We start from the raw sequence: 19366 nt of genomic DNA, 5'->3' as shown, positions 1-19366 counted from the left end.
CCAGGGATCACCATGAGACTGCGGGGTCGCGAGCTCCACCTCGACACCTACGGCGACGACGTCGCCGCCCTTCAGTTCGAGCTGGCCCGGCTCGGGTTCGCCATCGACGCGTCCGAGCGCCGCCCGGCGTTCTTCGGGGAGTCGACGCTCCGGGCGGTCCGGGAGTTCCAGCATGAAGCCGGCCTGGAGCCGACGGGGGTGGTGGACGAGGAGACGGCGAGGCTGCTCACCCGGGCGGCCGGCGACGGCACACCACCTGGAACCAGAGACTCGCGATACCGGGTGAAGGGCCGGGTGCTCACCGATGAGCAGGAAACCGTGCCCGGCAGCCGGGTCGCCGTGGTCCATGTGTCACTGGCCGGAGAGCTGCTTCTCGCCGAGGGCGGCACCGGCGACGACGGTGCCTACGAGGTCGCCTTCGATCCCGCGGTCCTCCCCCGGCCCGGTGATCCGGACCTGCTGGTACGGGCGTCGGCGGGGACGGGAGAGCTGGGCGTATCGGAGGTGCGCTACAACGCCGGTCCCGACGAGACGATCGACGTCGTCGTTCGCGCCGACCTCCTGCAGCGGCCCGACGAGTACCGCCGCGTCACCACCGAACTCGCCGCACACCTGAACGCGAGCGGCCGGGCACGCCTGGGCACGCTCGGCGAGCGCGACGGCCGGCGCGATGTGACGTACCTGGCCAACAAGACCGGATGGGACGCCCGCGTCGTCGCGATGGCGGTGCTCGCCGACCGGTTCGGCGCGGACGGGCCGATCGCGCCGGAGCTCTACTACGCGTTGTTCCGCGCCGGCGTGCCCGCCGATCCCGACGTGCTGGCGGTGATCGAGCCTAGTGTGCTGCGCACGGCGTGGGAGAGAGCGGTTGAGGAGAAGGTGATCGCGGCCGAGTTCGCCGACCTCATCCCGTCGGCGGTGCGCGGCTTCCGGGAGGCGGCGGCGCGCCGGCTGCTCGAGCGGTCTCCCGTGGTGGGGCCGTCGTCGATGAACGCACTGCTGGTGCTCGCCGGGCTCGACGAGGCGGAACGGCAGCGGTTCGCCCTGCTGCACGCCGAGAACCAGGCCGACCTCGGCCGGTTCTGGGAACGCGTGACGGACGAGTTCGGCCAGGAGACGGCCGAGCGGCTGCGGCTCGACGGGCAGCTGGCCCAGCTCACCCTCAACAACGGTGAGCTGGTGGCCCGGCTGCGCCGCCGCCTGGCCCCCGTCGCAACCGCCGACCTGGCCCGTGCGCGACTCTACGAGCCCGCCGCATGGGACGACCTGCTCGACGGCATGCCGGTGCCGGACGACATCCCGGGCGCGGACGCGGAGCAGCGCCGTGCTGAGTACGCCGCGCTCCTGGCCGCCCAGCTGAGGGTGAGCCACCCGACCGCGGTGGTGGCGGCGATGGTCGACCGTGGTGAGATGCCGGTGCCCGCAGAGGTCAAGGAGCCTCTGCGGCGATTCCTGACCGAGCAGCAGGGCCGTTTCGAGCTCGGCGTCCATCCGGTGGACGCGTTCGCCGAACAGCATGGAGTCGCGATCGACGCGGCCACCCGCCGCGAGCTGCGCAAGATGCAGCGGGTCTACCAGATCACGCCGTCCGACACCGCGATGGCCGCGCTGCTGCGACACGGCATCGACTCCGCGTACACGTGCACCCAGTACAGCGAACGCGAGTTCGTCGCCCGGTTCGGCGCCGACCTGGGCGGCGACGACCAGGCCAGGCTCATCTACGCCAAGGCGAGCCAGGTCCAGCACGCGGTGCTCGCCCTCGCCACCGGCTACCTCACCGGCCGCGCCGCGCCGCCACTGCACGTGCTCGCCGCGCCGCTGCGCGAACGAGGCGGCGCCTCGGCGGACGCCGTCACCGGCCGGGTGGACGCGGCACAGCTGGAGGAGCTGTTCGGCGAGCTGGACTACTGTGCGTGCGAGCACTGCCGATCGGTGTTGAGCCCGGCGGCCTACCTGGTGGACCTGCTGGAGTTCCTCGACCTGTCCCGGTCCGACGAGAACGGCCCGAGACCGCCGGTGGCCTTCAGCGGCGAGAACCCGCTCGACGTCCTGCTCGAGCGTCGCCCCGATCTGGCGCATCTCCAGCTGACCTGCGCGAACACCAACATCGCGCTGCCGGCGATCGATCTGGTCAATGAAATCCTCGAGCACCTGGTGGTCCACGGGTTGTCCCTCGCGGACTACACCGGCCACGACGTGCCCGATACCGCGACCAGCGCCGAGTTGCTGGCCAGCCCGCAGTTTGTCGACCACGCCGCCTACAGCACGCTCAAAGCGGCCCGTTTCCCGCTCGCGCTGCCCTTCCACCCTCAGCTGGAGACGATGCGGCGGTACCTGGACCGGTTCGCGCTCCCGCTGGCGGAGGCCATGGAGAAAATGCGGAACAGCGACGGCCTCGACCCACCTCCTCCCCCGGACCCTCTCGACGAGGACCTTCGCTTCGTCATCGAGTACGCCTGGCGCGACATCCTGCGGGAACGTCTCGGGATCACTCCGCAGGAGCACCGGATCCTCACGTCGCCGGACCTGGATCCCCGCGACGCGTACGGCTTTTCGCCCGACGCCATCGGCGTGCCGGCCTTCGTCGCCGAGGTGTCCAAGGCGAAAAACCTCACCCGGCGGCTGGGCATCACCTACGCCGAGCTGATCGAGCTGCTGAACACCCGAACCGTCAACCCTCATGTCCACCTGCTGCCCCTGTTGCAGCGGCTCGGCGTGGACTTCGCGACGATCAAGAAGTTCCACGACGGGCAGCTGACCGCGGCGCAGTTCGCCGCGCTGCTGCCCGCGGGTCTCGATCCCACCCCCTACGGCGGTGATGTGGTCCAGTGGGTGACCGTCAACCACGACCGCATCATGAACCTGATGGTGCTGTCCGACCCGACCGGTCAGGCGGGCGTGTGCGACGTCGGGAAACTGGAGCTCCGGCATGCGCTGCCCGACCACGCCGCAAACCGTGTCTCGGCCGGGGAGCTGCTGCTCCTGCTGAGATTCGTCCGGCTGTGGCGCCGGCTCGGCTGGACGATCGGCCAGGCCGACGCCGCGGTCACCGCACTGTGGCCCGCGGACCAGCTCCCCTCCCCCGCCGACAGCCCGGCGGAGGCGGCCCGCAAGCAGCACGAGGGATTCAGCGCCGTCCTGCTGGCGCTGGGCCACCTAGTCCAGGCCATGCGCGATCTGGACCTGCGCCCCGACAACCTCGACCGGCTGTTGGCCGGCTTCGCCGCTGACGGGGCCGACCGGTCATGGCTCGCCCGCCGGCTGGGGCTGAGCACCGCCGAGTTCCAGACGCTCGAGCGGCTGTCCGGCCTCGATCCGTTCAGCGCTCTGGCCATGGCCCAACCGCACTTCACTCGCTTCATCGAGCTCGCTCACCGCACGCGGCGGGTGCCGATTCCCCAGCTGGCCTATTTCCTCGCCGGTGAGGACCCGACCGGCCAGGCCGGGCCACACCTGATGGAGACGATCGCGCTGGCCAGGACGCTACGTGACGGGATCCGGCGGATCGAGGCCGAGTACTCCGTCGCCGACGACCCCACCGGCGATGTCGCCCGGGCCAGGACGGCCCTGGTCTACGGCAACGAAGCGGCCGACACCCTCTTCGGCCTGTTGTGCGGCGCCACGACCGTCGAGACGGACTACCGCCAGGCGCAGGCGGAGTTGCCCGCGGCGATTCAGGCGATCGCGCCGGCGCTCGGCTACGACCACCCCGCAGGACGCCTCACCTACCGCGGCATGATGACCGACAGGGTCCGCGGCGCCCTGCTCGCGGCTGCCGGGCTCACGCCGGAGCTGGCGCATGCCGTCACGGCCCTGCACACCGCCGGCCAGACGGCCTTCGGCCCGTTCTTCGAACGCCACCCCGACCTCCGCGGGCTCTACATCGCCTTCGCCGACTCGGGCGAACCGCTGCCGGTCCGGATGGCGGCGCTGCTGGCCGTCCTGCTGGCCAACATTCGCCAGGCGCTCAAACGGCAACTCGTCCACCAGGCGGTGGCCACCGAGATCAACAGCACCCCCGCCGAGGCCGCGGCGCTGCTCGATGACCGTGCGCTGCTGCACGTCTCCGGCGACCCGAGCAGGCCGGCCGTCGACGCCTACCTCGGCCTGGAGCAGGCAGGGCTGACTGCGGCGTACTTCTCCTTCCCCACCCTGAGCGGCGCTCCGGACCGCACCGATGACGCCGTGGTCGTGGACTACGGGCCAGGCGGCGCGACACTGCCTGACTCTGTGCTGTTCCCGGGGGCGCCGATCAGCGGCGTGTGGAGCGGCCATGTCGAGGCTCCCGCGACCGGCGACTACATTTTCTCCATCACCGCCGACACCGGCGCCCAGGTCAAGCTCGACCTGGCAGGCGTCGAGGCCCAGCTCGTGGAGCAGGGCGGAATTTGGCGCAGCCGGCCGATCGAGCTGGCGGCCGGCGTCCCCCAGCCGATCAGGCTGGTCGTGCGCAAAGTCCGCCACCGGCTCTCGCTGCGCTGGGAGAGCACCGGTGTGGCGCGCGCCGTGGTCCCCGCCTCGGCCCTCTACCCCACCGTGCCTCTCACCCGGTTCGCCCGCACCCATCTGCGGCTGCTCAAAGCATGCGCGCTCGCCGAGGCCATCGGGCTGTCCCAGACCGAGCTCGTGCACTTCTCCGGGGGCGCCGGACGACACCAGATCGCCGGGCAAGGATGGCTGAACGCCCTGCCCGCCGAAGACGGCGCCCCGGCGGAGGCGACGGTGCGCTCGCTCTTCGGCGTCGTCGGCGATCTCATCCGCTACGCCGACCTGCGCGAGGAGCTCGGCGCTCGCGGCGACGACCTCGTGGACGTGCTCCGGGACCCGGCGGCGGCGGCCAAGGACGGCCGTCTGACCCGGGTGACCGGGTGGCCTGACGCCGATCTCAAGGTCCTGCTCGGGCACCTGCTGCGGCCGCCCTCCGCGCTGGCCGGCATCGGGGTCCTGGTGCGGGTGAAGGAGATGTTCGACGTCGTGCGGGCGATCGGCGGCGGTGCCGCTACGGCGCTCGCCGTGGTGACGCACGACCCGGACGAGGCTCGGGTCGACGCTCTCCGCAGGGTGGTGCGAGTCCGCTACGCCGGAGACGAGAACGCCTGGCACGAGGCCATCAGGCCGGTCAACGACGAGTTGCGCGGCCGCCGGCGGGACGCCCTGGTGGCGTTCGTGCTGCACGCGTTCGCCGGCCGCCCCGCGACCGCGCACATCGACACGCCGGACAAGCTCTTCGAGCACCTCCTCATCGATGTCGCCATGGATCCGTGCATGCAGACCTCGCGGGTCAAACAGGCGATCTCCACGGTCCAGACGTTCGTCCAGCGCTGCCAGCTCAACCTCGAGGACCGGGTGGAGGCGTCCTCGATCGATGCCAGGCGATGGGAGCTGATCAAGCGGTATCGCCTGTGGGAGGCCGGCCGCAAGGTCTACCTGTGGCCGGAGAACTGGATCGAGCCCGAACTGCGCGACGACAAGTCACCGTTCTTCCGCGACCTCGAAAGCGAGCTGCTCACCGCCGACATCACCGACGACGCAGCCGTTCGTGCCTTCGGCGGCTACCTGGAGAAGCTGAACGACGTGGCCATGCTGGAGATCTCTGGCATGTGCGTCGACGAGAACCGGCAGACCACGACCGCCGACGACATCGTGCATGTCGTGGGACATACCACGGGCGGTGCGAACCGAAGGCACTTCTACCGGCGCTACGCCTACGGGTCATGGACGCCATGGGAGCCGATCACCGTCAGCGTCTCCGGCCGGCGGATACTGCCGGTGATGTGGCACGGGCGGCTGGTGCTGTTCTGGTTGAGCGCCAACAAGCAGGCACCCACCGATCGGCTCGCGATCCAAGGGGCCAGCGGGAGTCTGGCCGACCTCCAGGTGGGCAGCATCAACGCCAACGTCGCCGCGACGACGAGGACCAACCTGCACTGGAGCGAGTACTGGAACGGCCGCTGGCAACAGCCCCGCACCTCCGACATCGCTCGCCCGCTCGATGTCTCATCGAGCGGGCCTCTCGACTCGGGCCGGGGACATCCGCTCTCCTCCCAGATCAAGAACGACGTACTCCGGGTCTATCTCCGGATCGTGGAGGAACGCTATCGCTATTTCATCCTGCACAGCCTGCACGGCGTGCCAGGGCACGACAAGGACGAAACTGAATTCCCGCTGGGCCCGGAGCCGGAACCGGTATCACGGTATTTCGACCTCTGGCGCGGGCTCAAGGTGGGCTTCTACGTGCAGGAGCCCCCAGCTCCGGTACATGCTTTCAGGCACACGCTGCTGACCGCGGGCATGTCTGCATACCAGCTAACCGCACCCATGCACGACATGCGCAATCACTTCGAGGCGCCGTTCTTCGTGCAAGACAGCCGACATGTGTTCTTCGTCAGGCCGGTCCGATCGGTGGACGCCTTCCGCCCCCTGCGCGGCCTCACCGACTTCGGCATCCAAGCGAGGTCACCCGCCGCCTTCCCCCTGCCGGTGATCCTGTCCAGGCCGCGGATCGCCTCCGTGCCATGTGCCTGGCCGCCCTCTCCCGCCACGGTGTACGGCATGGACCTGGACGATGCCGAGCTCGACACGTCCGCCGACACCATCAACAAGGTGCTGGCCAGCGGCGAGATCTTCGTCTTCGACGGAGTGCCGATCGGCCCGCGCGGGACCGCCCGATCCAGTTCAACGCCAAGGACCGCATGATGACCCAGTCGACCGACATCGGCGGATTCCACCACTACACCTCGCGCGAGCGCGCCTCGGACGTGCTCGCGAAGCTGGAGTGGCAGCCCGGCCGGTTCACCTACACCTTCCACCACCACTTCCACCCCTTCGTGACGGAGCTGGTGCGGCGGCTGAACCTGACCTCCGTCGAAGGACTGCTCGATGTGAACTTCCAGGCGAGCCTGGTCAAGGACTTCTTCGCCCAGACCTACGCTCCGCCCCCGCCGGACGAAGCCTCCGAGGTGCGCCACTTCCCCAAGCGGATCGACCTCGACCCGGGCGGCGGATACTCCAACTACAACTGGGAGCTCGGCTTCCACGCGCCGTTCACCATCGCGGTGCATCTCAGCAAACACCAGCGCTTCGCCGAGGCGCAGCGCTGGTTTCACTACATCTTCGACCCCACCAGCGACGATCAGACCGTCGAGGCGCCCGAGCGGTACTGGAGGTTCCTCGGCTTCCGCCAAGAACACCAGATCTACCAGATCGACGACCTGCTCGCCCTGCTGAGCAAGCCCGACGTCGAATGCACACCAGAGGAGCTGGAACGCAAGAGACTGGCGCTGGCCGGTTACGAGGCGGCGCGGGCCGACCCGTTCCAGCCGCACGCGGTGGCCCGCACCCGGGCGCCGGCCTACCAGTACGCCGTCGTCATGAAGTACCTCGACAACCTCATCGCCTGGGGCGACAGCCTGTTCAGCCAGGACACCGCGGAGTCGATCAACGAGGCGACGCAGCTCTACGTCCTGGCCGCCAACATCCTCGGGCCCCGCCCGCAGGAGGTGCCACCCCGCGGAACCGTACGGCCGAAGACCTACGCCCAGCTGAAGAAGTCGGGCATCGACCCGTTCGGCAACGCGCTCGTGGAGTTGGAAGGACGGTTCCCGTTCAACCTGGCGCTGCCGAACACCCGGCGGAACACCGATCCGCAGCCGCTGCTCGGGCTCGCCCGCACGCTCTACTTCTGCGTTCCGCGCAACGACAAGCTGCTCGGCTACTGGGATCTGGTCGCCGACCGGCTCTTCAAGATCCGGCACTGCATGACCATCGAGGGGGTCGTCCGGCAACTGCCGCTGTTCGAGCCACCGCTCGATCCTGGCATGCTGGTCAAGGCGGCAGCCGCCGGAATCGACGTCAGCAGCCTCGTCAGCGGCCGCAACCAGCCGTCGACGCCGGTCCGCGCGAGCCTGCTGATTCACAAGGCCCTGGAGATCTGCGCAGAGGTGCGCGCGCTGGGCGCCGCCCTGCTCGCGGCCCTGGAGAAGAAGGACGCCGAAGCGCTGTTCCTGCTGCGGCAGGGCCACGAGACCAAGATCCTGCAGCTGGCGCAGGATGTGAAGTTCCTGCAGCGGAAAGAAGCCGAGGAAGCCACCGAGGGGCTGCTGCGCGCCCGAGAGGGCGCCTTCACCCGTTACCGCCACTATCAGCTGCTGCTGGGGCGCAACGACAGCGAGCTGGCGCCGTTGAAGAGCATCACCCTGAGGCGCGACCGGATGACCGAAAAGGACTTCGACGAGCTCTACCGGCAGCTGGTGGCGGCCTACGCCGGCGGCATCCCCCTGCAAGCCGCCACCCCGCCGGCCGGAGCCGGCGTCGCGAGCCCGGCAGCCCAGGCCGGCGCCCAGGGCACCGGCGACCTCGGGTTGAGCACGCAGGAGGCCGCCGAGCTCAACGTGCACCTGCCCGCCGCCCGCGAGCGGATGGAGGGCGCCGGCGCCATCGACACCGCCACCGGCGTCCTCGCGATGCTGCCCAACTTCGGGCTCGATTTCCACTTCTGGGGGCTGGGCGGGCATCTGGAGTTCGGCGGGCCCTCGTTCGCCGCGGTGGGCCGCATCCTCTCCGGCAAGGAACGCGGGCTCGCCGACCAGGAGAACTACGCGGGAGGCAGGGCGGCCAAAGTCGGCGGCTACGAGCGCCGCACCCATGACTACGCCCTGCAGAGCGACCTCGCCGCGCACGACCTCATGCACAACGGCAGACAGATACTCGCCGCCCTGATCCGCGAGCAACTGACCCGGCACGAATACGACAACCACCACCAGGCGATCGCGCAGTCCCTGGCCGTCGAGGCGTTCCTCCGCCGCAAGTTCACCGGCGCCGAGTTGCACACGTGGATGCAGGCCGAGCTCTCCCGGCTGTACTACGAGTGCTACCGCATGGCATTCGACGTCGCTCGTAAGGCTGAGCAGAGCATGAAGCACGAGTTGATGCGCCCCGAGTTGGACGCCACGGACTTCGTCCGGTTCGACCATTTCGACGGCGGCCGCAAGGGGCTGCTCGCCGGGGAGGCGCTCTACCTCGACGTCAAGCGCATGGAGCTCGTCTACCACGACCACAACAGGCGGGAGTACGAGCTGACCACGCACGTCTCACTGGCTCAGCTGGACCCCCTCGACCTGCTGCGGCTCAAGGCCACCGGACGATGCGAGATCACCGTGCCCGAGTGGCTCTATGACCTCAACTGCCCAGGGCATTACCTGCGGCGGATCAAGAACGTCAGCATGTCCATCCCGGCGGTCGCCGGCCCCTACACCAGCGTTCATTGCACGCTGGCGCTGCTGAAGAGCACCCTGCGCCGTTCGCCTGCGCTCGGTCCGAGCGGGTATGCCAGGCAGGGCACCGAGGATCAGCGGTTCGTCGACTACACCGGCACGGTCCAGTCCATCGTCACCAGCGGTGGGAACACCGACTCCGGGCTGTTCGAGACGAACCTGCACGACGAGCGCTATCTGCCGTTCGAAGGCGCGGGAGCGGAGACGACCTGGCGGGTCGAGCTTCCGGCTGCCCTTCGCTCGTTCGACTACCAGACCATCTCCGACATCGTGCTGCACATCCGGTACACCGCTCGAGAAGGTGGAGCCCCGCTCCGCGAGGCAGCCGTGGCCACCGTCAAGGAGGCGATGAAGTCCGCCGGCTCCGCGCGATTGGTCCGGTTGTTCAGCCTGCGGTACGACTTCCCCTCGGACTGGTACGCCTTCGCCACCGGCACAGGAGACTTCACCACGACCATCGGGCTCTCGCACTTCCCGTATCTCGCGCAGGCCATGCGAATCCAGATCGACGAGGCGGGACTGTACCGGCTGCACGGCGATGACCTCCTCTTCGCCGCGGCCTCCTCCCTTGACCTCGAAACGATGACGGAAGATCTGCACGATGAACGCAAGACCAAGCTCAGAATTCCCGCCGATCACACGATGCTGGTCCGCGACGAGTCAGCGGAGGTCTTCCTGCTGCTTCGTTATTCGCTGACCTGAGAACCCGGGAGTGAGCCGGCAGTGCTTTCCTTCCCGTACACGGGCACCACAGCCGCGGTGCGACTGCCTTGGGTGCGGTGGGAGACTAACGTGCCGAGCTGGGGCCGAGATGCGCGCCGCCGGTGGCGTCGAGCACGTTGCCGGTGATCCAGCGGGCGTCGTCCGAACTCCGCCTGGACCGGGAAGGCTTCGCCACCGGCCTGCTTGATCGCGGCCACCGTCTCCTTGGCCGCGTCGGCGTTGCGGCTGTAGTGCACCGCCACCAGCGCGCCGTCCGCGGCCAGCCGCCGGGCGATGGCCCGGCCCATTCCTCGTGAAGCGCCGGTCACCAGCGCGGTCTTGCCCTTCAGACCCGTCATGTCGGTCTCCTGTCAGTGATGAGCGATGACCACGAGGCTGGCAGGGAGCTCCGGCAGCTCCGCCGCCAGGTCGCGGTGCTCACCGCGCGCCAACCGCGCCTCGACCAGGTCTTCGAGTACGACGACCCGCAACTCCTCCAGCCTGGCGGCCCGCTCCCCCGCGAACGGCGCATCGATGACGTCCGCCAGCGCCGGCCCCCGCCACAATCCCAAAGCCTCGCCCAGGAGCCGGGCGGCACCACCATGATCCCCGGCTGCCAGCACGTGAGGCGGGCCTCCTTCGGTCTCCATGGCAGCAACCCTATGCTCCCTGCCGAGCAAGAATGATCACCACTTGCTCGCCGAGCACACACCGTGATCGATCGCCAATATTGACCGATCCGCAAGAGCGTGCGATCTTGCCAACGTCCCGTGTTCCAGCACGCCCATCACCCCATCCCCGAACCGAACCCGGCGCCACCGCATCGGTGAGCGGTGGCGCCGCCAGCCCGAGCGGAGAACCTGTGGACTACCTGGCCATCGCCTGCCGCTGCCTGATCGGCCTGATCTTCGCCATCTCGGCACTCAGCAAAATACGCGGCAGGCAGGCGTACCAGGAGTTCGCCAAGTCGACCACGACGCTCCTGCCCCGCCACGGCCGCAGACTCGCGCTCCCCGCGCTGGCCGCCGAATTCGCCGTGCCGGTGCTGCTCGCCCTACCGGCCACGACACTCGCCGGCTTCGGGCTCGCCGCAACACTGCTCACCGCCTTCGCCATCGCCATCGCGGCCGCGCTGCGGCGAGGCGTACGCACCTCCTGCCGATGCTTCGGCGCCTCCACCGCTCCCCTCGGAACGCAGCACGTCATCCGCAACGCCGCACTCATCGCCGTCTCCGCCACAGGGGCGGCCCTCGGGCCAGGAAATCCCGCGCACCCAGGAGGCATCGCAGTCGCCGCCGTGGCCGCCGTCGTCCTGGCCACCCTCGTCACCCGGCTCGACGACCTGATCGACCTGTTCGCCCCGACGACAGCGACCAGCCGGCCGTCAAGATAAGGAGGAACATGGCGTTACTGATCGCCTCGTCACCTCCTCTGTCGCCGAGGGTCACAGTGGTGGTCTCGGGTCGTTGACCCGGCGGTAGCTGCGGCCGGACACCTGGGAGCGCAGCGCGGTGGCGGTCGAAGCGATCTCGTCCTTCTTGCCCTTGTGCGCTGTCAGGAACAGCTCGGCCACCTCGTACCCAGGACCACGTGGGCTTTGAGTTCCTCCATGGGCCCTTATCGGCTGACCGTTATAACCCAATGTGGTCGGTTGGTTCGGTATGGTGATCGCAATATGATCAGGAAGGGAGCCATCATGAAGGACGCCGCCGGGCGTGGCCGTGCGCTGGTAGTCGGGCTCGGGATCGCGGGCATCGCCACCGCGGTGCGGTTACGGCAGGCGGGCTGGGAGCCGGTGCTGGTTGAGCGGGCGGCCGCGCGCCGCTCAAGCGGATACTTCATTGTGCTGTTCGGCACTGGCATCGCCTCCGCGCGGCGGCTGGGCGTGCTGGAGGCGATCGGCGACCGCACCCATCCGCAGCTCGCTGTCTACGAGGTGAACCGGACCGGGCGTCGCACTCCCGGCGTGGCTCCGGGCGAACTCCCCAACCTGGTCACCAGACCCCGGCAGTTGCTGCGTGGCGACATAGAACAGGGACTGTTCTCCGCGCTACCGGCCGATGTGGAGATCCGCTACTCCACCGTGCCCACCCGCATCACCCAGGACGACTCCGCAGCAGAGGTCACCCTGCACGACATCGCCTCGGGGGCCACCGTCACCGAGCGCTTCGACCTGGTGGTAGGTGCCGACGGGATGCGCTCAACCGTGCGCAAGCTGGCCTTCGGCAGCGAGGACTACCTGCATGCGTTGAACTACATGATCGGCGTCACCGCGCTGGATGCGCCGATCGAGGGCTTCGGCCTGCATGAGGGCCTGACCCTCGCCGAGCCTGGACGCTCAGCCTGGACCTTCCCTTTCCACCGCCACGCCCCGAGCCTGCTGTTCTCCTATCGCACCGACGACGTCAACGCCGAGTTCTCGCGTCCGGCGATCGAGTCCATCCGCGCCGCCTTCGGCCCGCAGCCCGCCGGCCCTCTGCTGGAGAACTTGTTCACCCGGTTCGAGCAGGCCCCGCAGTACCTGTTCGACTCCGTGCACCAGGTCAAGATGCCGCGCTGGCACCATGGCCGGGTCGTCCTCGTCGGCGATGCCGCCTGGTGCGTGACCCTGTACGCGGGCATGGGAGCCTCCAGTGCCATCGCCGGAGGCGAACTGCTGGGCACCATGCTGCAGCGCCACCCCGGAGACCTGCCCGGCGCGTTGCGGGAGTGGGAGGCCCGGATGCGGCCGTTCATCCACGCGGAGCAGAACAACGCACTGGTCATGCGTACGCTCTTCACCCCTCACGACCGCAAGGAACAGATCATGCGCACCGTGATGCTCCGCCTCATGCAGGCGCCGGTGATCGGGTCGGCCATGGGCCGGATAATGCCTGGCCCAGACATGAAGAACAAAGAGCTCGACGTCGCCGCCGTGTGACCGTCTCGAGCACGAACGAGCGTCACCCGCATCACCGCCGGCCCCGCCACCGTGCTGCCGCACCCCCAGCCCCGCTGCTGATCCGCGCGGGGCTGGAACTCCCACTGGCGCACCGCCTGAACACCGGCGACACCCGCCTGTTGCGGCTGCTAACGTGGCGCCGCCGGTGCTGCGGTTCCGAGTCGATGATCTGCTCGCCTGGTCCGCACCCATGTGCGGCCGACCTAAGCCGGCACGCCTCCCACGAGCTCTACGAAGACCAGGGGCCCGAGGTCGCCGACGGGGTCGAGGGCGGCGAGGGGTGCACCGCCCAAGGCGAATCTCCTGGCTGATCCGGGCGGATGGGGGTGAAGCGCACCGGCAGCCGCTCCAGCGATCGGTGGAACGGGCCGGGCCGCCAGGGCAGTTCCTCTCGTGGCACGGTGAGTTCGAGGTCGCACAGGTGAGAGGTCAGGCGCTCGATCGCGGTCATGGCGATGAGCACGGCCGGGTCACTGGCCGGGCATCGGTGCGGCCCGGCGCCGAAGCCGAGGTACGCGCCGCCGTCGGAGCGCATCTCCTCCGGTATGTTGGTGGGCTCGGTGTTGGCCGCGGCGTAGGAGACGAGGACCAGCTCGGCCGGCTGGATCCAGGTGCCGTGGAAGTGCACGGGCTGGCGCACGAAGTACGGGCCGAAGTTGGCTATGGCGGGTTCGACGCGCAGGGCTTCCATCAGGGCGTCGTACGTGCTGAGCGCGCCGTTGGTGAGCGAGCTGTAGTAGCGGTCGTCGCTGACCATCCGCGAGATCGTGTTGGAGATCAGGTTGGCCATGGGGTCGAAGCTGGCGGCCACCACGAGCACGATCGCCTGCGTCAGCTCTTCGTTCTGCAGACCGGCCGGATGGTCGATGATCCAGGACGTGAGGTCGTCGCCCCGCTGGGCGTACTTGCTCTGAACCAGCTCATTCATGTAGCGGCTGAACGCGTCGCTGCCCCGCGCGCCCGCCTCGCCGGTGGCCTCCATCATGGCCGACAGAGCCTCGCTCAATTCGACGCTGTCGGAGTCCGGCCGCCCGAAGAGCAGGTTGAAGACGCGCACCGGGATGGGCCGGGCGAAATCGGTGGCCAGGTCGGCCTCGCCCTTCGCGGCGAACTGAGCGATGAGAGAGTCGGCCACCTCGCTCACCATTCGGCGCAGCTTGTGCGGCTGGACCAGCTGGAAGCAGTCGGAGATCACCTTCCGGTAGCGGGCGTGCTCGGCCCCGTCGGAGAACAGCGCGGTGGGCCGATAGCCAAGCATGGCGAGCGTGCCCGCGACCTCCGGGGTGTCAGGGAGCCGCGCCTGCCAGGCGCTGGGGTTCTTGCTCCAGAGGCCGCCGACGTTGGTGAGCACCTCTAGGGCGGCCCCGTATCCGATCACCAGGTGGGCGTTGATGCCGGGGGCGATCTCCACGGGTGCGACAGCGCCGTGCTGCCGGCGTAGGTCTGCATAGACGGCCTGCGGGTCCCTGGCATACTGCGGTCCGTACAGGCGGCCGGCGTCGGGCAGATAGCGCATGCTCATGACAGCACCAGCTCTCTGATGTGCTCCACCGGCGCGATGAGCGCGGCGCGGGCGGAGGTGGGGGCTCGGGCGTCGCACACTACCAGTGGCGTGCGCGGACTCAGGCCGAGTGCCTGGCGCAGGGCCTCCAGCGGGTACTCCGGTGGGTCGGGGAAGTGGTTGACGGCCAGCGCCCTCGAAATGGTGATCGTCCGGCGCTTTGATCACACCCTCTAGGCGTGCCAGAGGGCGGCAAGCTGCCGGGTGGCCAGCCGGGACGGGATGGCACGGAGCAACGCGTCACGAACCCAGGCGGCGGCGCCGGTCTGGGAGGTCAGCCGCGACTGCAGGGACGCCGCCTGCATGATGCGGTTGGCACGAGGCCTGCGCTCGGCGTCGTAGCGCAGGAGCCGCTGGGCGGCGTCTGCCGGCTCCGCGCCGGTCAGGTGGCGGGTCAGCGCGGCCGCGTCCTCGAAGGCCTGGCTGGCGCCCTGGCCGAGGTCGGGCGGCATGGCGTGCGCGGCGTCGCCGAGGAGCGCGATCCGGCCGGCCGCGTACGAGGGCAGCGGTTCGGCCAGGCGGGCGACCGGATCGACGTAGATGTCGGCGGGCGGGGTGGCCTCGATCAGCGCCGTGACGAGAGGGTGCCAGTCGGCCATCAGTGACAGCATCTGCCGGCGTGCCTCGTCCGCGCCGGGCGGCGTGCCATGCAGGACGGAGTCGGTGAACCAGTACAGGCGGTCCTCGCCGACGGGGAACAGGCCGAACATCGCTCCGCTGCGACGGTCGACCAGCTGGCTGGCGAGCAGGTCCGTGGCCAGGCCCGGAGGACGGGGCAGCATGCCGCGCAGGTCCATCCGGCCCGTCCGGCGCAGCCCTGGGTGGCCGGGGAAGAGCTGCGCGCGCAGCTTGCTGCCGATGCCGTCGGCCGCGATCACGGCGTCCGCTCTCGCGACGGGCCTGCCGCCGCTGATCACCGTCACTCCGGTGGAGTCGGGCTCCAGGCGATCGACCGGGGTCGCGGTTCGCACCAGTTCGGCGGGCAGCGGAGCGCGTAGCCCCCGATGCAGGCGCGCCCGTTCGATGATGGCCACCGTCCCGACTTCCTGCTGCGCCTGGACCGCGTCGGTGACCAGCAGCGGCCGGCCGCGCCAGTCCCGTAATCCCGCGCGGCCGGCCTGCATGGCATGCGCGCGAACGTCTCCGGCCAGCCCCAGCGCGTCCAGCGCGCGCTGCCCGTTCGGCATGACCGCGATCCCGGTGCCCGCCTCCCTGAGCTCTGCGTCCCGTTCGAAGAGCGTCACCTCGTGGCCGAGGCGATGCAGCCCCACCGCGGCCGCGACTCCTCCGAGACCGGCACCGACCACCACGATCCTCATGAGACCTCCTCGCCGATTCACTACGATCGTACTAGTACGGCTATTGGTAGCATGGCCGCATGCCGCCCACCAATCCGGCCCGTCGCCGAGCCCTGACCGATGCCGCCATCGAGTTGCTGGCGTCCTCGGGCGTGCATGGGCTGACCCACCGCGCGGTGGAGAAGCAGGCGGACCTACCGCCGGGAACGGCCTCCAATTACTTCCGCAGCCGGGAAGCGCTGCTGGTGGCCGCCGCGGAGCGCATCGCCGAGCTGCATCACGCCGACACCGACCGGGCCACTGACCGGGCCGCCGAGCAGCCCACGACGCTGGTCGACCTGTGGACGGAATCGCTGCTCACAGCGGCGACCACGCTGCGCAACCGCTATCTGGCGATTTTCGAACTGCAACTGGAGGCCGCACGCCGGCCGGTGCTCGCCTCGGTGCTCGCGGGCCTGCAGGACACGTCGTCGCAGATCACCGCCGCGCACCACGACAAGCTCGGCCTCACCATCCAGCGCGAGATGATCCCCGCCCTGATCGCGCTCTACGGGGGTGCGCTGATCACCCTGGTCGCCGCGCCGCCAGGCAGTGTCAGCAGGGACGTGGTCCGGCAGGTGGTTCAGGTCATGGTGCACGGCTGTGCCGTACCCGGTAGCAGCCGCCCGGGGCCGCCCTCCTGTTTCTGAGCGCAACATGTACTCAACCTGCGCCTCACGACTTCGCCTGCGCCGACGACCCGTCCAGCGTCGACCCCACCTCCGGTTCCCCAGGTGTAGGTGACCGTGAGTTTCGGTCCCCGGTTCCCGCTCTCGCGTGAGGACATCAAGACGGTCGTGGTGGCATCGGTCCCGGTGCGAGCGAACGCGTACGTGCCACCAGCTTTGACGGCCGCCGAGACGTCCAGCTGGCCGTCTGGCCGGTGGTGAAGCCGGCGTGCGAGCCGATGACCGGCTCGCCGAACGCCGGACGGGTGTTCCAGGTGGTGGCGGGACCGACGCCGCCCCCGACGATCAACAGCCGTGCATACGTGTCAGAGGAGGCGGGTGACTTCGCCGGTGTCGATCGAGTAGTACGCGCCGATCACTTTGAGCGCGCCCTTGGCGATGCGAGGAGCGAAGAGCTTGTCCTTCTTGAGCTGGTTCACCACGTCGACGGTGTTGATGCGGATCATCTTGTCGACGTCGCCGCCCGACCGCGTGTATGCCGAATGCAGCGAGGAAGCGATCGTGTTCAGCTCGCCGGGCAGCTTCTTGTGCTCGTGCAGTGATTCCGCGGCGGCCGTGACGGCACCACAGCGCTGATGGCCGAGCACGACGACGAGCGGGGTGCCGAGCTCGGCTGGGCCGTACTCGGCGGCGCCGGTCACCAGCGGGTCAATGGTCTGCCCGGCAGTCCGTACCACGAACAGGTCGCCCAGTCCGGCGTCAAAGACTAACTCGGGCGAGACCCGCGAGTCGATGCACGAGAAGACGACCGCGAACGGGTTCTGCTTCTGCGCCACCTCCCTGCGCCGGGCGGCGTCCTGGTGCGGGTGGGTCGCGGTGCCGGCCACCCATCGGCGGTTGCCCTCGCGCAGGGTCGCCCACGCCTGGTCCGGGGTGGCGGGACGCTGGTCCGGCGCGCTCCCGTTCGACGGCTGAGCGGTGCGGGCGAATACGGCGGTGCCCGCCGATGCCGCACCGGTCAGGAGGCCTCCGGCGACGATGCCGGCGCGCAGGAGGGCCCGCCGATTGATCATTTGACTTGACATGGAACAGGAGTATGCGCCGTGCTCGTGCCGACGCGCCAGATGGTGTAGCGCTCATCACATCTGATGTTGCACGTCGTCATCGCCAGACGGCGCAGTGGGCGCCGAGCCCGGCGAGGGCGAAGGCGACCGCGGCAGCGGTGGCGCCCGGCCAGCGTCACCGACGCGAGACCGACCACCGCCGCGGCAGGTGATGCGCGCGGGAAAAACGTTGAGGCAGCCCGCTCCGTGATCCAGAAGACAGATCCCTAGCGAGCGGACCAAGCGCGGGTGAGCAGGGACACCGCCTGGTCGAGGAGGGCGGGCGGCAGGGCGAAGCTGATCCTTATCCGATCGCGGTGACGTCCGTCAGGGGAGAACATCGTGCCCGGTGCCACGGCCACCCCGTGCTCGCGGGCGATGTTCGCGAAGTGTGTGGTGTCGGTTCCGGGCAGGCGCACCCACAGCGACAGCCCGCCTCTTGGCGTTGTCCAACTCCACTCCGGCAGCGCGGTGGCCAGCGCGACCGACAGGTGATCACGGCGGCGCGCCAGCTCGGCCAACCACGGCCCGACCGGATTGCGTTCAAGCAACTCGGCCGCCAGCCGTTGGGAGACTGCGCTGCCCGCCAGGTCGGCGTCCAGTTTCTGCTCGGGCCAGCCGCGCCAGCAACGGCGGCGCGGCGTGCAGCCAGCCCACTCGTAGCCCGCCCCACAGCACCTTGGACAGCGAGCCGACCGTGACTGTGCCGTACGGGTGGATCTCGGCCAGTGGTGCGGGCGGGCGGTCATCGAAGACCAGTGATGCGAGCGTGCGATCCTCGAGCAGCGTCACCTCGCCGGCGGCGGCGAGCGCGGCGAGCGGCCGCAGGTCGGGCACCGCGCCAGTGGGGTTGTCGACGCTCACCGCGAACACCAGGGCCGGCTGGTGGCGTTCGATGGCAGCTGCTACCGCCCGCTTGTCGCTCAGGTCGACCGGCACCGCCACCGCTCCCGCCCGCCGGAAGACGCCCAGCGCGCCGCCGTACGTCGGATCCCCGACCAGCACTCGGTCACCGGGCCGCAGCAGCGCTCGTGCGGCCAGGTCGATCCCTTGCTGAGCCCCGGTGGTGATGAGCACGTCGCCGCCGAGCAGCGCACGCAACCGCGGGTCGCCCTGGGCGTCGTAGGCGTGTCCCGAAGGTGCACACCGCCGGCCACATCAGCGAGTGCACGGCGGCCAACCTCTTCGTGGTCCGCGATGGGGTGCTCGCCACGCCACCTGTGAGCGCAGGCGCCCTGGACGGGATCACCCAGGACACCGTGGTACGGCTGGCCACCGACCTCGGAATCGCCGTGGAGCGGCGTAATCTGCCGCGCTCCGAGCTGTACGCGGCCGACGAGGTGTTCGTGTGCGGGACCGCCGCGGAGATCGCGCCTGTCGCCCTCGTCGACGGTCGCGAACTGAACGGGCCGGGCCCGGTGACCTCGAAGCTGAGCGCCGTCTACCAAGCCGCGGTGCGGGGCGAGGATTCCCGATACCACTCATGGTTGACCCCGGTGCCGAGCGGAGGCTGAAAGGGTTCGGCACGTGGGGTGGGCTGCATTCGGCCAGGCAAGGTCCTCCCGAAGATCCTGAAATTCGGCGATCCCCGACCCCGCGACCCACGCACGTACGCGGAGCAGGCCCTCGCCCGTGCCCACACAGATCCGACCGTCCGGGCCGCCATCGGCCGCACCGCGACCGGACTGGCCCGTGGCCTCGCCGGATTGATCAACGCCCTGGATCCCGCCGCTCTCGGCCGCGACGGGCCGCTACACGGGGCAGTGGTGACCGACGCGACCATGTCCTCACCGAAGACGGCCTCGCCGCCTGGGGTGCCCT

The 19366-nt window shown here is 69.6% G+C and carries 14 protein-coding genes; 6 read left to right on the top strand and 8 right to left on the bottom strand.

Annotated features, from left to right (window positions below):
• Positions 1 to 12: 12 nt before the first annotated feature.
• Positions 13 to 6696 (top strand): neuraminidase-like domain-containing protein, encoded by a 6684-nt coding sequence (locus tag ABN273_RS30060; RefSeq protein WP_349452417.1) that lies wholly within the window; start codon positions 13 to 15, stop codon positions 6694 to 6696.
• Positions 6693 to 9974: a Tc toxin subunit A-related protein gene (locus ABN273_RS30055; protein WP_349452416.1), complete on the top strand. Its 3282-nt coding sequence runs from the start codon at positions 6693 to 6695 to the stop codon at positions 9972 to 9974. The genes ABN273_RS30060 and ABN273_RS30055 overlap by 4 nt, the downstream gene beginning before the upstream one ends.
• Here the strand turns inward: ABN273_RS30055 and ABN273_RS30050 are convergent.
• Both ABN273_RS30050 and ABN273_RS30045 read right to left on the bottom strand, forming a co-directional pair.
• Entirely contained in the window at positions 9959 to 10333 is a 375-nt protein-coding gene (locus ABN273_RS30050) for an SDR family NAD(P)-dependent oxidoreductase (protein ID WP_349452415.1), read from the bottom strand. The two genes, ABN273_RS30055 and ABN273_RS30050, sit on opposite strands and share 16 nt — an antisense overlap.
• Before the next feature lie 12 nt (positions 10334 to 10345).
• The gene (locus ABN273_RS30045) at positions 10346 to 10624 is read right to left on the bottom strand and encodes a BTAD domain-containing putative transcriptional regulator (RefSeq protein WP_349452414.1); all 279 of its coding nucleotides are present in this window, start codon (positions 10622 to 10624) and stop codon (positions 10346 to 10348) included.
• 212 nt (positions 10625 to 10836) lie between these two features.
• Between ABN273_RS30045 and ABN273_RS30040 the strand changes: the two genes are divergently transcribed.
• Complete coding sequence (locus tag ABN273_RS30040; protein ID WP_349452413.1) at positions 10837 to 11367, top strand: MauE/DoxX family redox-associated membrane protein; 531 nt, start codon at positions 10837 to 10839, stop codon at positions 11365 to 11367.
• A 51-nt stretch (positions 11368 to 11418) separates the two neighbouring features.
• On the opposite strand, the gene ABN273_RS30035 is transcribed toward ABN273_RS30040, so the two are convergent.
• On the bottom strand, positions 11419 to 11547 hold the full coding sequence (locus tag ABN273_RS30035) for a hypothetical protein (RefSeq protein WP_349452412.1): 129 nt from the start codon (positions 11545 to 11547) through the stop codon (positions 11419 to 11421).
• Between the two features lie 123 nt (positions 11548 to 11670).
• Here ABN273_RS30035 and ABN273_RS30030 point away from each other — a divergent pair, with 123 nt between their 5' ends.
• A complete protein-coding gene (locus tag ABN273_RS30030; protein ID WP_349452411.1) occupies positions 11671 to 12894 on the top strand; it encodes an FAD-dependent monooxygenase in 1224 nt (407 codons plus the stop codon).
• 250 nt (positions 12895 to 13144) lie between these two features.
• Here the strand turns inward: ABN273_RS30030 and ABN273_RS30025 are convergent, their stop codons facing one another.
• A complete protein-coding gene (locus ABN273_RS30025; RefSeq protein WP_349452410.1) occupies positions 13145 to 14437 on the bottom strand; it encodes a cytochrome P450 family protein in 1293 nt (430 codons plus the stop codon).
• Between the two features lie 212 nt (positions 14438 to 14649).
• The gene (locus ABN273_RS30020; protein WP_349452409.1) at positions 14650 to 15795 is read right to left on the bottom strand and encodes an FAD-dependent monooxygenase; all 1146 of its coding nucleotides are present in this window, start codon (positions 15793 to 15795) and stop codon (positions 14650 to 14652) included.
• A 59-nt stretch (positions 15796 to 15854) separates the two neighbouring features.
• Here ABN273_RS30020 and ABN273_RS30015 point away from each other — a divergent pair, with 59 nt between their 5' ends.
• On the top strand, positions 15855 to 16463 hold the full coding sequence (locus tag ABN273_RS30015) for a TetR/AcrR family transcriptional regulator (RefSeq protein ID WP_349452408.1): 609 nt from the start codon (positions 15855 to 15857) through the stop codon (positions 16461 to 16463).
• Between the two features lie 344 nt (positions 16464 to 16807).
• Here the strand turns inward: ABN273_RS30015 and ABN273_RS30010 are convergent, their stop codons facing one another.
• The 3 genes from ABN273_RS30010 to ABN273_RS30000 form a co-directional block, all read right to left on the bottom strand.
• A complete protein-coding gene (locus ABN273_RS30010) occupies positions 16808 to 17515 on the bottom strand; it encodes a carbonic anhydrase (protein ID WP_349452407.1) in 708 nt (235 codons plus the stop codon).
• Positions 17516 to 17772: 257 nt separating this feature from the next.
• Positions 17773 to 18096 carry an aminotransferase class I/II-fold pyridoxal phosphate-dependent enzyme gene (locus ABN273_RS30005; protein WP_349452406.1) on the bottom strand — a complete coding sequence of 108 codons (324 nt, stop codon included), beginning with the start codon at positions 18094 to 18096 and terminating at the stop codon, positions 17773 to 17775.
• Positions 18089 to 18646, bottom strand: coding sequence for an aminotransferase class I/II-fold pyridoxal phosphate-dependent enzyme (locus ABN273_RS30000; RefSeq protein ID WP_349452405.1), 558 nt, complete (start codon positions 18644 to 18646; stop codon positions 18089 to 18091). The genes ABN273_RS30005 and ABN273_RS30000 overlap by 8 nt, the downstream gene beginning before the upstream one ends.
• Before the next feature lie 38 nt (positions 18647 to 18684).
• Here ABN273_RS30000 and ABN273_RS29995 point away from each other — a divergent pair, with 38 nt between their 5' ends.
• Positions 18685 to 19059 carry an aminotransferase class IV gene (locus ABN273_RS29995; RefSeq protein WP_349452404.1) on the top strand — a complete coding sequence of 125 codons (375 nt, stop codon included), beginning with the start codon at positions 18685 to 18687 and terminating at the stop codon, positions 19057 to 19059.
• The last annotated feature ends 307 nt before the right edge of the window (positions 19060 to 19366 follow it).

Origin of the sequence: Nonomuraea sp. B19D2, assembly GCF_040137845.1 — a bacterium.
In the GTDB taxonomy this organism is placed as follows: Bacteria; Actinomycetota; Actinomycetes; order Streptosporangiales; family Streptosporangiaceae; genus Nonomuraea.
The sequence above is the reverse complement of the archived record's forward strand: the minus strand, read 5'-3'. Positions and strand labels throughout refer to the sequence as shown.

What these genes read in the sequence shown, in the direction of transcription:
- ABN273_RS30055 (WP_349452416.1), top strand. Translation starts at nt 6,693, where the DNA reads ATGATGACCCAGTCGACCGACATCGGCGGATTCCACCACTACACCTCG.
- ABN273_RS30030 (WP_349452411.1), top strand. Translation starts at nt 11,671, where the DNA reads ATGAAGGACGCCGCCGGGCGTGGCCGTGCGCTGGTAGTCGGGCTCGGG.
- ABN273_RS30050 (WP_349452415.1), bottom strand. Translation starts at nt 10,333, where the DNA reads ATGACGGGTCTGAAGGGCAAGACCGCGCTGGTGACCGGCGCTTCACGA.
- ABN273_RS30015 (WP_349452408.1), top strand. Translation starts at nt 15,855, where the DNA reads ATGCCGCCCACCAATCCGGCCCGTCGCCGAGCCCTGACCGATGCCGCC.
- ABN273_RS30025 (WP_349452410.1), bottom strand. Translation starts at nt 14,437, where the DNA reads ATGAGCATGCGCTATCTGCCCGACGCCGGCCGCCTGTACGGACCGCAG.
- ABN273_RS30045 (WP_349452414.1), bottom strand. Translation starts at nt 10,624, where the DNA reads ATGGAGACCGAAGGAGGCCCGCCTCACGTGCTGGCAGCCGGGGATCAT.
- ABN273_RS30020 (WP_349452409.1), bottom strand. Translation starts at nt 15,795, where the DNA reads ATGAGGATCGTGGTGGTCGGTGCCGGTCTCGGAGGAGTCGCGGCCGCG.
- ABN273_RS30010 (WP_349452407.1), bottom strand. Translation starts at nt 17,515, where the DNA reads ATGATCAATCGGCGGGCCCTCCTGCGCGCCGGCATCGTCGCCGGAGGC.
- ABN273_RS30060 (WP_349452417.1), top strand. Translation starts at nt 13, where the DNA reads ATGAGACTGCGGGGTCGCGAGCTCCACCTCGACACCTACGGCGACGAC.